8 protein-coding genes are annotated in these 13,514 nt (G+C 74.0%); 7 read left to right on the top strand and 1 reads right to left on the bottom strand.

Annotated elements, in window-relative coordinates; translation table 11 throughout:
- Window position 1: 1 nt before the first annotated feature.
- Window positions 2-6,526, bottom strand: coding sequence for an SDR family NAD(P)-dependent oxidoreductase (locus tag ACH4E7_RS35285; RefSeq protein WP_396253256.1), 6,525 nt, complete (start codon window positions 6,524-6,526; stop codon window positions 2-4).
- 244 nt (window positions 6,527-6,770) lie between these two features.
- Here ACH4E7_RS35285 and ACH4E7_RS35280 point away from each other — a divergent pair, with 244 nt between their 5' ends.
- The 7 genes from ACH4E7_RS35280 to ACH4E7_RS35250 all read left to right on the top strand — a co-directional run bounded on the left by ACH4E7_RS35280 (window position 6,771) and on the right by ACH4E7_RS35250 (window position 13,408).
- On the top strand, window positions 6,771-7,487 hold the full coding sequence (locus tag ACH4E7_RS35280) for a TetR/AcrR family transcriptional regulator (RefSeq protein ID WP_396253255.1): 717 nt from the start codon (window positions 6,771-6,773) through the stop codon (window positions 7,485-7,487).
- Window positions 7,488-7,510: 23 nt separating this feature from the next.
- Window positions 7,511-9,109, top strand: a complete 1,599-nt coding sequence (locus ACH4E7_RS35275) for an MFS transporter (protein WP_396253254.1) — start codon at window positions 7,511-7,513, stop codon at window positions 9,107-9,109.
- 253 nt (window positions 9,110-9,362) lie between these two features.
- Window positions 9,363-9,875 carry a hypothetical protein gene (locus ACH4E7_RS35270; protein WP_396253253.1) on the top strand — a complete coding sequence of 171 codons (513 nt, stop codon included), beginning with the start codon at window positions 9,363-9,365 and terminating at the stop codon, window positions 9,873-9,875.
- Window positions 9,876-9,999: 124 nt separating this feature from the next.
- Entirely contained in the window at window positions 10,000-11,463 is a 1,464-nt protein-coding gene (locus tag ACH4E7_RS35265) for an FAD-dependent monooxygenase (RefSeq protein ID WP_396253252.1), read from the top strand.
- A 208-nt stretch (window positions 11,464-11,671) separates the two neighbouring features.
- Window positions 11,672-12,877, top strand: a complete 1,206-nt coding sequence (locus ACH4E7_RS35260) for a cytochrome P450 (protein WP_396253251.1) — start codon at window positions 11,672-11,674, stop codon at window positions 12,875-12,877.
- Between the two features lie 38 nt (window positions 12,878-12,915).
- Window positions 12,916-13,119 carry a ferredoxin gene (locus ACH4E7_RS35255; RefSeq protein ID WP_396253250.1) on the top strand — a complete coding sequence of 68 codons (204 nt, stop codon included), beginning with the start codon at window positions 12,916-12,918 and terminating at the stop codon, window positions 13,117-13,119.
- 76 nt (window positions 13,120-13,195) lie between these two features.
- Window positions 13,196-13,408 (top strand): DUF6059 family protein, encoded by a 213-nt coding sequence (locus ACH4E7_RS35250; protein WP_396253248.1) that lies wholly within the window; start codon window positions 13,196-13,198, stop codon window positions 13,406-13,408.
- Window positions 13,409-13,514: the final 106 nt, after the last annotated feature.

Below are 13,514 nucleotides of genomic sequence, written 5' to 3'. Positions count from 1 at the left end.
GTCAGGCCGTGCCGAGTTCGATGTCGAGTGCCTCGAACAGCTCGCGGTCGGAGGCCGCGTCGAGGTCGTCGGCCCCCTGGACCGGAAGCCGGTCGTCGTCCCACCGCCACTGCAGGTCCCGGATCCGCTGGGCGATGTCCTCGCGCAGCGCGGGGCCCACGGCCGCCTCGGCGATCCGCTGGTTCAGCCGTTCGATCTCCGCCAGCGCGGAGCGGACGGCGGCGTCGGGATCCGGGGTGAGCCGGGTCAGCAGCTGCTGGGCGAGCGCACTCGGGGTGGGGTGGTCGAAGACCAGGGTCGGGGCGAGCTTGAGGCCGGTGGCCGCGTTGAGCCGGTTGCGCAGCTCCAGGGCGGAGAGCGAGTCGAAGCCCAGCTCCTTGAGCGCCCGGTGGGCCGCGATCCGTTCGCGCGAGCCGTGCCCGAGCACCGCCGCCACCTGGTCCAGCACCAGGTCCAGGACCAGCTGCTCCCGTTCGCCCTCGGCCACGGCGGCCAGCCGGCGGACGAGGTCCGCGGCGCCGCCCGCCGCGCCGCCGCCGCGCCCGCTCGGGGTACGGCGGCGCAGCGCCGCCGGCACGAGGTCGGCCAGCACCGGCGGCAGGCCGCCGCCCGCGATGCCGCGCATGGCCGCGGTGTCCAGCGGGGCGGCCACCAGGACCGGCAGGTCGGCGCCGAGCGCGGTGTCGAGGAGGGTGAGGCCCTGGGCGGAGCCCAGCGGGATGAGACCGCTGCGGGTCATCCGCTGGATGTCCTGGGCGTCGAGGTGGCCGGTCATGCCGCTGGCCTGGTCCCAGTAGCCCCACGGCACCGAGACCGCCGCCAGCCCCCGGGCCCGGCGGTGCCGGGCGAGCGCGTCGAGGTAGGCGTTGGCGGCGGCGTAGCCGGCCTGGCCGGCCCCGCCCACCGTGCCCGCGATCGAGGAGAACAGGACGAAGGCGTGCAGCCCGGTGTCGCGGGTCAGCTCGTGCAGGTTCCAGGCCGCGTCGGTCTTGGGCCGCAGGACCTTGTCCAGGCGCTCCGGGGTGAGCGACTGGACGACGCCGTCGTCGAGTACGCCGGCGGCGTGCACCACGGCGGTCAGCGGGTGCGCGGCGGGGACGTCGGCCAGCACCGCTTCGAGCGCCGCGCGGTCGGCGGTGTCACAGGCGGTGACGGTGACCTCGGCGCCCAGCCGGCTCAGTTCGGCGGCCAGTTCGCCGGCGCCCTCGGCGGCCGGGCCGCTGCGGCTGAGCAGCACCAGGTGGCGTACGCCGTGGACGGTGACCAGATGACGGGCGACCAGCCCGCCGAGCAGCCCGGTGCCGCCGGTGATCAGCGCGGTGCCGTCCGGGTCGAGGCCGGGTCGCAGGTCGAGCACGACCTTGCCGACGTGCCGGGCCTGGCTGAGATGGCGGAACGCCTCGGGCGCCCGGTGGACGTCCCAGGAGGTGATCGGCAGCGGGCTCAGCACGCCGCGTTCGCACAGGGCGGTCAGCTCTTCGAGGATCTCCTGGACCCGGTCGGCGCCGGCGGTGTCGAGGACGTCGAACGCCCGGTACCAGACGCCGGGGTGGGCCGCGGCGACCTCCTCCGGGTCGCGGATGTCGGTCTTGCCCATCTCGATGAACCGGCCGCCGTCGGCCAGCAGCCGCAGCGAGGCGTCCACGAACTCGCGGGCCAGCGAGTTGAGGACGACGTCGACGCCCTTCCCGCCGGTGGCGGTCCGGAAGTGCTCCTCGAAGTCGAGGTCGCGGGAGGAGGCGAGGTGCGCCTCGTCCAGCCCCTGCTCGCGCAGGACCGGCCACTTGCCGGAGCTGGCCGTGCCGTACACCTCGACGCCCCAGTGGCGGGCGAGTTGGAGGGCCGCCATGCCGACCCCGCCGGAGGCGGCGTGCACCAGCAGGCTCTCGCCCGCGGTGACCCGGGCGAGGTCGCGAAGGCCGTAGTAGGCGGTGGCGAAGGCGACCGGTACGGTCGCGGCCTCGGCGAAGGACCAGCCCTGCGGTACGAGGGTGAGCAGCCGTCGGTCGGTGACCACGGTCGGCCCGGTGCCGGCGGTCAGGCCCATCACCCGGTCGCCCGGCGCCAGCCCGGTGACGTCCGGGCCGACGGCCAGCACGATCCCGGCGATCTCGCCCCCGAGCCGGCGCACGTCGGTGGTCACCAGGCCCAGCGAGAGCATGATGTCGCGGAAGTTCAGACCGGCGCAGTGCACCTCGACCCGGACCTCGCCCGGCCCGAGCGGGCGGTCCGCCTCCGGGTCGGCCAGCAGGGCCAGGTCGGCCAGGGTGCCGGTGCCGGTGGTGCCCAGGTACCAGGCGCCGGTGTCGGTGCGCGGGGTGAGCACGGTGTCCGGCCGGGCGAGTCGGGGTGCCGCCAACTCGCCATTGCGGATGGCGAGTTGAGCTTCGCCGCTGGCGACGGCGGCGGGCAGGGCGCGGAGCGATTCGGGCCGGCCGTCGGTGTCGATCAGCAGGAACCGGCCGGGGTTCTCGGTCTGCGCCGAGCGGATCAGACCCCAGACCGCCGCGCCGCCGAGGTCCGTGACGTCGCCGTCCGGTTCGGTGGTGACCGCGCCGCGGGTGAGCACGGTGAACCGGGTGTCGGACGGCAGGTCGCGGTCCAGGAAGTCGCGCACCAGGGCGAGGACCGGTTCGACGGCGCCGCGGACCTCGCCGCCGGCCGAGGGCGGGACGGGCACCGTCAGGACGTCGGCCCCGGTCACCTCGTCGAGGGTCGCCGACCGGGCCGTCAGGCCCGCGTCGGCCAGCTCGCCGGCCACCGGGTCGGCCGCCGGACCGCCCAGCACCAGCCAGGTCCGGGCCGGCGGGTCGGCCGGCGCCGTGATCGCGGGCCACTCGACGGTGAACAGCGCGTCGACGCCGCCGTCCCGGCGGGCGCCGGCGAGCTGGTCGGCGGCGATCCGGCGCAGCGTCAGCTCGGCGAGGTCGAGCACCGGGGCGCCCTCCTCGTCCGTGACGGTGAGCCGGGCGGTCTGCTCCCCGGTCGACTCGACGCTGACCCGCAGCCGGTGCGCGCCGGCCCGGTGCAGCGTCAACCCCTGCCAGGAGAACGGCAGATGGGGCTCGCCGGGCGCGCCGAGCAGGGCGATCGGGTGCAGGCAGGCGTCCAGCAGGGCCGGGTGGACGCCGTAGCCGGTGACGTCGGCGTCGTCGGGGAGCGTCACCTCGGCGTGGACGGCGTCACCCGCCCGCCAGGCGGCCTGGACCCCCTGGAACAGCGGGCCGTACTCCAGACCGGCGGCGGCCAGTTGCTCGTAGAGGCCGGCCGCGTCCAGCTCGGCGGCGCCGGCCGGCGGCCAGGCGGCGGGCGCGGCGGGCCGGTCGGGGTCGGACGCGGCGGTCAGCCGTCCGGTGGCGTGCGGGGTCCAGGAGGGCTCGTCCTCCTCCTCGTCCTTGTCGGCGGCGGCCGGGCGGGAGTACAGGCTCAGTGCGCGCGCCCCGGTGTCGTCCGGGCCGTCGACGATCGCCTGGAGCCAGAGCCCGTCCTCCTCGGGGAGGACGACCGGCGCGCTCAGCACCAGTTCCGTGACCTCCGCGCAGCCGGCCTCGGCGGCGATCCGCAGCGCGAGGTCGGCGATCGCCGCGCCGGGCAGGACGACGGAGCCCAGCACCCGGTGCTCGGCCAGCCAGGGCTGCTCGCCGAGACCGACGCGGCCGGTCCAGACCCGGCCCCCGCCGGACGCCAGGTGCACCGCGCCGCCGAGCAGCGGGTGGCCGGTGGCCCGCAGGCCGTCGGTGCGCGGATCGCCGCCGGCGGCGGGGAGCAGCCACAGGTGGCTGCGCTGGAAGGCGTAGGTCGGCAGATCGGCGGGCTCGGCCGGGGCGCCGGCCAGGCGGGCCGACCAGTCCACCGGGTGGCCGTGGGTGTGCAGCCGGGCGAGCGAGGTGAGCAGCTGGGTCCAGCCGTCCTCGTCGCGCCGGAGCGTGCCGGTCACCAGGGCGCCGGTCGCGTCGGCGCCGAGGGCGTCCTCCAGCGTCTCCTGGATGCCGGGGAGCAGTACGGCGTGCGGGCTCACCTCGATGAAGGTGGTGTGGCCGGTCCCGGCGAGGTGGCGCACGGCCGCCTCGAAGCGGACGGTCTCGCGCAGGTTGGTGTACCAGTAGTCGGCGTCCAGAGCGCCGGTGTCCAGCGGCCCGGCGGTGACCGTGGAGCAGAACACGGTCGCGGCGGAGCGCGGCGCGATGCCGCGGAGCTCGGCGAGAAGTTCGGCGCGGATCCCCTCGACCTGGGGGGAGTGCGAGGAGTAGTCGACCGGGATCAGCCGGGCCCGGTCGCCGCGCGCGGTGCACTCGGCCACCAGCTCGTCGAGCGCCGCCGGGTCGCCCGAGACGACGGTGTGGCGGGGCCCGTTGACGGCGGCGACCGAGACGCGGTCGGCGCGCCCGCCGATCAGCTCGGTCACCTCCTGGGCCGGCAGCGCGATGGAGGCCATGCCGCCCCTGCCCGCCAGTGCGGTGATCGCCCTGCTGCGCAGGGCCACGACGCGGGCCGCGTCCTCCAGGGTGAGCGCGCCCGCGATGTGTGCGGCGGCGATCTCGCCCTGCGAGTGCCCGAGCACGGCGTCGGCCCGCACGCCCAGCGACTCCCAGAGCCGGGCCAGCGAGACCATGACGGCGAAGAGCACCGGCTGGACGACGTCCACCCGCTCCAGCCCGGGGGCGTCCGGGGCGCCGCGCAGGACCTCGATGAGCGACCAGTCGGTGTGCTCGGCCAGCGCCTTGGCGCAGGCCTCCATGGCCTCACGGAAGACCTCGGAGGAGTCCAGCAGGTCGACGGCCATCCGCTCCCACTGGGAGCCCTGGCCGGGGAAGACCAGGACGGTCCGGCCGGGCTCGGCGGCCTCGCCCTGGACCAGGCCCGCGACGGCCCGGCCGTCGGCCAGCGCGTCCAGTCCGGCGCGGAGCCCGGCGGTGTCCGTGCCGACGACCACCGCGCGGTGCGGGTGCTGGTCACGGGTGGTGGCGAGCGCGAGGGCGATGTCGGCGGGGTCGGCGGGCCGGCGGTCCAGCTGGGCGGCGAGCCGGGCGGCCTGGTCGCGCAGGGCCGGCTCGGTCCGGGCGGAGAGCACCCAGGGCAGGGCCGGCGCGGCGGCCGCGGGGCGCGGCTCGACGGCGCGCTCCGGGGCGGCTTCGAGGATGACGTGGGCGTTGGTGCCGTTGATCGCGAAGGAGGAGACGGCGGCCCGGCGGGGGCGGTCGGTCTCGGGCCACGGCCGGGCCTCGGTGAGCAGTTCGACGGCGCCGGACTCCCAGTCGACGTGTGGGGTGGGCTCGTCCACGTGGAGGGTGCGGGGCAGCACGCCGTGGCGCATCGCCTGGACCATCTTGATGACACCGCCGACGCCGGCTGCGGCCTGGGTGTGGCCGATGTTGGACTTCAACGAGCCGAGCCAGAGCGGCTGTTCGGTGTTGTGCGCCTGACCGTAGGTGGCCAGCAGGGCCTGGGCCTCGATCGGGTCGCCGAGCGTGGTCCCGGTGCCGTGCGCCTCGACGGCGTCGACGTCCGCCGCGGTGAGCCGGGCGGCCGCGAGGGCGGCCCGGATCACGCGCTGCTGGGCCGGCCCGTTGGGCGCGGTGAGCTGGCTGCTGCGGCCGTCCTGGTTGACGGCGCTGCCGCGGATGACCGCGAGCACCGGGTGGCCGTTGCGCTCGGCGTCGGAGAGCCGCTCCAGCAGCAGCATGCCGACGCCCTCGCCCCAGCCGACCCCGTCGGCGGCGGCGGCGAAGGCCTTGCAGCGCCCGTCGGGGGCCAGGCCGCGCTGGCGGCTGAACTCGATGAAGGTGCTCGGGGTGGCCATCACGCTCGCACCGCCGGCCAGTGCCAGGGTGCACTCGCCCTCACGCAGCGACTGGCAGGCCAGGTGCAGCGTCACCAGGGAGGAGGAGCAGGCGGTGTCGACGGTCACCGCCGGGCCCTCCAGCCCGAAGGTGTAGGCGACCCGGCCGGAGGCGATGCTGAAGGCGCTGCCGGTGCCGATGTACCCCTCGAAGCCGTCGGGGGTGCGGTGGAACAGCTGCGCGCCGTAGTCGCCGTACATGATCCCGGTGAAGACGCCGGTGCGGCTGCCGCGCAGGGTGGACGGCCGGATGCGGGCGCGTTCGAAGCTCTCCCAGGCGGTCTCCAGCAGCAGCCGCTGCTGCGGGTCCATCGCCAGCGCCTCGCGCGGCGAGATGCCGAAGAACTCGGGGTCGAACCGGGCCGCGTCGTAGAGGAAACCGCCTTCGCGGGCGTAGGTCCGGCCGGTCTGCTCCGGGTCCGGGTCGTACAGCGCGGCCGCGTCCCAGCCACGGTCGGCGGGGAAGCCGGCGACCGCGTCGACGCCGCCGTGCACCAGGGCCCACAGCTCCTCCGGTGAGCTCACCGCCCCGGGGTAGCGGCAGGCCATGCCGACGATGGCGACCGGCTCGGCCCTGGCCTCGGTGAGCTGCTGGTTGTCCCGCCGGAGGCGTTCGTTCTCCAGCAGCGACGCACGGAGGGCTTCAACGAGTTTCTCGGAAGACGGAGCCATGGATTCAGTCCCCACTGGTCGCGACGGCGATCACGGCGATCCGCGCGCACAAGGGCGCGGAGCCAACCGGATCAATGTCGGAGGGGCGGCTAACGGCGGCCTTGGCGGGGCCTAAAGCCTCGGCGCCGCACGGGGGTCGGCGGCCCGGAGCCGGCAGCGGGTGGTCGGGAGTCGGTGGTGGGCGGTCGGGATTCGGGGTGGGCGGGACACGGCGACTTTGTTGTTGACCAACTTTGAAATCTGGTCATACACTCGTGCCGTGAACAGATCCCAACGCCTGCCAGTGGGGTCCGGCGCTCGCCAGGAACGGGCCGAGCGGATCCTCGACATCACCGCCGAACTGCTGGAACAGCACGGCTACCGCCGGGTCACCATCGACGACGTCGCCTCCCGCGCCGGCATCGGCAAGGGCACCGTCTACCTGCACTGGAAGACCCGCGAAGCCCTCTTCTGGGCCGTCCTGCAGCGCGAGGCCCTCCGGCTCTTCGACCACCTGGTGGACGAACTCGGCAAGGAACCGACCCTCGCCCTGCCACACCGGCTGATGCGGGTGATCTTCCTCAACGGTGTCCGCCGCCCCCTGGTCCGCGCCCTGCTGCTCGCCGACGCCGCCGTCCTCGGCAACCTCGCCCAGGACGAGAGCGTCCGCGCCGCCCAGCAGGACCTCGCCGAGAACCCCGACTACCTGCAGATGCTGGCCGACGAGGGCATCCTGCGCCCCGAACTGTCCGGGGCCACCGCGCAGCACATCCTCGCGAACGTCGCCCGCGGCTTCTCCAACGCCGACGAACTCGGTGAGGACGACGGGCTGCCGCTGGAGGCACGCGCCGACCTCCTGGCGTACGTGCTGCGGCGCTCGCTGGAGAACGACACCCCGCCCGACTCCGCCGACCTGGCCAAGCTCAACGCCCGGGTCACCGAAATGTTCCAGGCGATGGCCGACGGCCACCGCGAACAACTCCAGCGCGCCTACTGAAACACCGAACAGGAGAAACTCCGATGGCAATCACCGGCTCTGCGACCTCCCGGTCCGGGGCGAACGAGGTGCGGGGCACCCTTCGCTGGTGGGCGCTGGGCGCGCTCACCCTGAGCATCCTCGTGATCGGCCTGGACACCTACGTCCTGGCCACCGCCCTGCCCACCCTCTCGGACGAGCTCGGCGCCTCCAACAGCCAGCTCCAGTGGATCTCCGCGTCCTACACGCTCGCCTGGTCCGGCCTGCTGCTGCCGGCCGGCAAACTCGGCGACCGGATCGGCCGGCGCAAGGTCCTGGTGACCGGCCTGGTGGTCTTCGGCATCGCCTCGGTGATCGCCAGTCAGGTCACGTCGGCCACCGCCCTGATCGCCACCCGCGCGCTGATGGGCGCCGGCGCCGCGATGATCATGACGCTCGCGCTGGCCCTGGTGCCGGTCATCTTCCCGGACGAGGAGGAGCGCAAGCGCGCGATCACGGTGACCACGATCGGCACCATGCTCGGCATGCCGCTCGGCCCGCTGCTCGGCGGCTGGATGCTCAGCCACTTCGCCTGGGGCTGGGTCTTCCTGATCAACGGTCCGGTGGTCCTGCTCAGCCTGCTCGGCGTCGCGCTCTGGGTCCCCGAGAGCCGCGACCCGGCCGCGCCCACGCTGGACTGGCCCGGCGCCGTGATGGTCACGATCGGCGTCACCGGCATGGCGTACGGCATCATCGAGCAGCCGCTCGAGGGCTGGTCCGACTCGAAGGTCCTGCTCGGGCTCATCGGCGGCCTCGTCTTCCTGATCCTGTTCGTCCTCTGGCAGCGCCGGGCCTCCTCCCCGCTGATCGACCTGAAGCTGTTCCTCAACCGGCACTTCACCTGGGGCTCGATCACCTTCGGCATGGTCAGCTTCGCCATGATGGGCGGGCTGTTCGTGCTCACGCCCTACATGCAGCTGGTGCAGGGCGCGTCCGCCGAGTCGACGGGCGTGCGGCTGCTGCCGCTGATCGGCGCGATGCTGGCCGGCGCGGCGGCGGGGGAGAAGCCCGCGAGCAAGATCGGCGCCAAGCCGATCATCCTGGTCGGCATGGTGGTCAGCGCGGTCGGCCTGGTGCTGCTCTCCCAGCTGCACGCCGACAGCGGCTACGGCAGCGTCGCACTCGGGCTGGTGGTGTTCGGCCTCGGTCTCGGCCTGAGCATCCCGCTCTCGGTGGACGTGGTCCTCTCCGCGCTGCCGCTCTCCCAGGCCGGCACCGGCAACGGAATGTCCCGCACCATGCAGAACATCGCGGTCTCGTTCAGCTCCGCCATCATCGGCAGCATGCTCAACAACGGCTACCGGGACAAGATCGTCGACGCGGTGCGCGACCTGCCCGGCGCGGCCCGCGACGCGGCCTCGGCCAGTGTGGCCGGCGCCCACGGGGTGGCCGGCGGCCTGCCGGCCGACGCCGGCGGGCGGCTGACCCAGGCGGCGAACACCGCCTACGCCCACGGCATGACCCAGTCGCTGGTGGCCAGCGCCGCCATCCTCGGAGTCTTCGCGGTCCTCACCCTGCTCTTCCTGCCGAAGCGCAAGCCCCGCCCGGCGGAGGTCGAGCTGGAGCTCGTCGACCCGGCGGACGACGCGGTGAAGTCCAACTAGCGGGCCCCGGTCCGGCGGCCCGCCCGACGGCCGGCCACCGGGCCCACCGAACGCCCTCCCCCTCTCCGCGGGACACCCCCGGCCCGCGGAGAGAGGGAGGGTTCCGTCGTTTCCGGGGGCTGGTCCCGGGACTGCTCGAGAGGCCGTCGACCGCGAACTCCGCATGCCAAGAAGGGCTTTAGACCAGCTTCAGTCGCCTTCGCGAAGGTACAGGGAACAAGGCCGCGACACCTGCGAGAGGAGACGTCACGACATGGGAGCACCCGTCGCCATCCCCGTCACGGCGCTGACCCCCCTGATCCCGGTCGGCACCGACCGCTCGGCCGCGGTCGAGGACCCCGCCGCCACCGAGGAGATCGTCCTCGCCGATCTCACCGACGTCGTCGTGCAGCGCGAGATCGTCATCAGCGGGGCCGGCATCGGGGTCGGGGACGGCGCGACGTTCACCAACGAGATCACCACCGCCGACGGCGAACACCTCGCCGAACTGACCGGCGCGGTGACCATCGTCCACGTCCGCCCCGGGGACCACCGGATCTTCGGCTTCTACCGGGAGTTCCTCACCTTCGCCGACGGCACCGCCCGGACCATGGGCATCGTCGACATCACGGCCACCATGGCCGGTCAGGGCCAGAGCATCGACGCCTACGGCCTCAGCGGCCGCTACCGGGGAACGGCCGGCAGCCGCTCCTACCTGCAGACCGACAAGCCCGACACGTTCCACGCCGAGATCGTCCTCCGCGCGCCGGCCGCCAAGCCGCAGTAGCACCCCGGCCGCCGAGCCGCAGCAGTACCCGCCGGCCGCCGCCCGCCGAGCGCCGGTAGTCCCGCCGGCCGGCCGCCGGCCGCGCAACACCCCCAAGCCGCTGAAGTCTCCAGGGAGAGCATTGATGGACACCACCACCGTTCTGATCGCCGGCGCCGGTCCGGTGGGCCTGATGCTCGCCGGCGAGCTCGCCGCGGCCGGCGTGCAGGCCGTCGTCGTCGACCGCAGGACGCAGGCCGACGAGGACTGGCGGATCTCCACCTTCCACCAGCGCTCGGTCGAGCTCTTCGAGCAGCGCGGGCTCGCCGAGCAGCTGCGCGGCGAGGGCTTCTACCAGTGGCCCACGCTCCACTTCGGCCTGCTCTGGCTGGACCTCACCAAGGTCACCGACCAGGAGAACTACCTGGTCGAGATGAGCCGCGTCGAGGCGCTGCTCCAGCAGCGCGCGATGGACCTGGGTGCCAAGGTCCTCACCGACCGCGAGGTCGTCGGCCTCGACGCCGACGAGGAGGGCGTGACCGTCCGGCTGCGCTCCGCCGACGGCGAGAGCCCGATCCGCTGCGGCTACCTGGTCGGCGCCGACGGCTCGGACAGCACCGTGCGCCGCCTGGCCGGCTTCGAGACCGTCACCGGCGGCCCGTCCTGGTACGGCGTCCTCGCCGACCTGGAGACCTACGAGGGCCAGATCGAGGCCCAGCTCTACCCGGGCGGCGTCTTCGGCGCCATGCCCGACCCGCAGCGCGGCCTCTACCGGCTGCAGACCATCGAGTTCGACGTCCCCGCGCCCTCGGCCGACACCCCGGTGACGATCGAGGAGCTCGACGCCAACATCGAGCGCCTCACCGGCAGCAAGCGCCCCATCGCCAACGCCCGCTGGCTGCGCCGCTACTCGGGCCGCAGCGAGTACGTCACCCAGTACCGGCTCGGCCGCGTGCTGCTCGCCGGTGACGCCGCGCACCACCACCTCTTCACCGCCGGGCACGGCCTCAACACCGGCCTCAACGACGCCGTCAACCTCGGCTGGAAGCTGGCCGCCGAGGTCCGCGGGACGGCGCCCGAGGGCCTGCTCGACAGCTACTCCGCCGAGCGCCAGCCGGTCGGCGCGCGGGCCTGCGAGGCGCTGCGCGCCCAGACCGCCCTGATGTACCCGCTGGAGTCCGTCGCCCCGCTCCGGGCGCTGCTCACCGACCTGATCACCTACGACGACGTCAACCGGCACCTGGTCACCATGGTCAGCGACGTGCGCTACCCCTTCCCGGCGCCGGAGGGCACCGGGACGCCCGCGATCCTCGGCCGGCCGGTGCCGAACGTGAGCCTCAAGACCGCCGACGGGACGGTCACCGGTACCGCCGAGGCCCTCGGCGCCGGCCGCGGTGCGCTGCTGGACCTGTCCGGCGGCGCGGCCGACCTCTCCGCCCTGGCGCCGATCGCCGACCGGGTGACCGTCGTCGACGCCGAGCCCGACCAGGCCCTCGACGCCGAGCTCGTCCTGGTCCGCCCCGACGGGTTCGTGGCCTGGGCCGGCGGTGCGGACGCCGCGGGCCTGGACGCCGCGCTCGCCACCTGGTTCGGCACCGCCGCGAACTGACCGACGTCGCGAACTGACCGACGTCGCGAACCGACCGACGTCGCGAACCGACCGACGTCGCGAACTGACCGAGCGTCAACGGGGCGCGTGACCGCCGAAGCCGCGGCGCGCGCCCCCGCCCCGGATCCCGACTCCGGCCGCACACGCCGGTGTCCGCCCCTCCGCCCGCCCTGCCCGTGAGACGCCTTCCCAGCCCAGGAGCCTGCCCATGACCCAGCCGACGCCCACCGCGTCCTTCCCGCTGTCCCGCAGCTGCCCCTACCAGCCGCCCACCGGATACAACGACTTCAAGGGCAAGGGCCCGCTGCAGAAGGTCCAGCTGTTCGACGGCCGCAGTGCCTGGCTGGTCAGTAGCCACGCCGTCGCCCACAAGCTGCTCGGCGACCCCCGGCTCTCCAACGACCGTACCCGGCCCGACTTCCCGGCGCTGTCCGCCGCCGAGCGCACCCCGCGTCCGTTCCGGATGCTGCCCGAGATGGACTCGCCCGAACACGACATCCAGCGCCGGATGCTGCTGCCCTCCTTCACCCTCAAGCGCGCCCGCGAGGCCCGCCCGAGGATCGAGGAGATCACCAACGAGCTCATCGACGCCATGCAGGCCAAGGGCGGCCCGCTGGACCTGGTCTCCGAGTTCGCGATCCACCTGCCCTCCAAGATCGTCTGCGAGCTGCTCGGCATCCCCTTCGAGGACCACGAGTTCTTCCAGGACCGCGGCTACCGCCTGGAGAAGGTGGAGAGCGTCGAGTCCGTCCAGCAGATGATCGGCGAGCTGTTCGGCTACCTGGACCGCCTGATCACCGCCATGGAGAACGCCGACGAACCGCAGCCCGGCCTGCTCGGCGACCTGGTCGCCGGACCGATCGCCAACGGGGAGATGAGCCACCAGGAACTCGTCGTCCTGGCCCTGGTCATGCTCAACTCCGGTCACGTGACCACCTCGTCGATGATCGCCCTGGGCATCTTCACGCTGCTGGAGCACCCCGACCAGCTCGCCCTGCTGCGCGCCAAGCCCGAACTGATGCCCTCGGCGGTCGACGAGCTGCTGCGCTACCTGTCCATCGCCGACACCGTCACCCGGCGGATCGCGGTCGCCGACATCGAGATCGCCGGGCAGACCATCGCCGCCGGCGAGGGCGTCCTGATGCCCAACGCCCTGCTCAACCGCGACCCGGAGGCCTTCGAGGAGCCGGACACCTTCGACATCACCCGCAGCTCCGAGAGCCGCCACCTGGCCCTCGGCTTCGGCGTGCACCAGTGCATCGGCCAGCACCTGGCCAAGGCGGAGATCGAGGTGGCGCTGACCGCCCTGCTCACCCGCTTCCCCACGCTGCGCCTCGCGGTGCCCGCGGACCAGGTTCCGCTGCGCGACACCGGCGGCCTGGAGGGCGTCTCCGCCCTGCCCGTGACCTGGTGACCCCTGCGGACCGAGCAGGAGAGCGAGAAGGAGAGAACATGCGAGTCTCAGCCGACGAGGGCACCTGTATCGGCGGCGGCCTCTGCGCCCTGAACGCGCCGACCGTCTTCGACCAGGACGAGCGGACCGGGCTGGTCGTCGTGCTCGACGCGGACCCCGCGGAGGAGCGGCGGTCCGAGGTCGAGGCCGCCGTCCGCAACTGCCCGTCCGGCGCCGTGCGCCTGCAGGGCCAGGGGCGGTAGGACGCCACACCGCCACCGTGCGCCTCCCCCCGGACCGTCAGGGGGGAGGCGCACGGCCGATCGGAGGAGGATACGGATGCGTCCCACCGCCCGACGCCTACTGGCCTCGCTGGCCGCCGGCCTCTGGCAGACGCTGGCCTGCCTCGGCGGGCTCTGGGTGGACGTCCCCGGCCTGACGCCGAACCAGGCGCGCCCCGCCGCGCCCCGTCACCCCGAACGGCTCTGCCCGGAGGTCCCGCCAACCCCCACCGAACGCGCCCTCTGGGCCCAGCTCGACCACACCGTCTGAGCCGCCGCCCCCGGTGTTCCGGTGTCGCGTCACTAACATGAGCACTTCTCATGTTTTTGCCACGGCCTCCGGTCTCCTCTCGCACGCCCGCCGGGCCGGGCGGACA

The sequence above is a fragment of the Kitasatospora sp. NPDC018058 genome (assembly GCF_044327205.1).
GTDB lineage: Bacteria > Actinomycetota > Actinomycetes > Streptomycetales > Streptomycetaceae > Kitasatospora.
The sequence above is the reverse complement of the archived record's forward strand: the minus strand, read 5'-3'. Positions and strand labels throughout refer to the sequence as shown.

Bases quoted from the DNA above. Each gene is read 5' to 3' on its own strand.
- ACH4E7_RS35275 (WP_396253254.1), top strand. From the start codon at position 7,511: ATGGCAATCACCGGCTCTGCGACCTCCCGGTCCGGGGCGAACGAGGTG.
- ACH4E7_RS35250 (WP_396253248.1), top strand. From the start codon at position 13,196: ATGCGTCCCACCGCCCGACGCCTACTGGCCTCGCTGGCCGCCGGCCTC.
- ACH4E7_RS35255 (WP_396253250.1), top strand. From the start codon at position 12,916: ATGCGAGTCTCAGCCGACGAGGGCACCTGTATCGGCGGCGGCCTCTGC.
- ACH4E7_RS35260 (WP_396253251.1), top strand. From the start codon at position 11,672: ATGACCCAGCCGACGCCCACCGCGTCCTTCCCGCTGTCCCGCAGCTGC.
- ACH4E7_RS35270 (WP_396253253.1), top strand. From the start codon at position 9,363: ATGGGAGCACCCGTCGCCATCCCCGTCACGGCGCTGACCCCCCTGATC.
- ACH4E7_RS35265 (WP_396253252.1), top strand. From the start codon at position 10,000: ATGGACACCACCACCGTTCTGATCGCCGGCGCCGGTCCGGTGGGCCTG.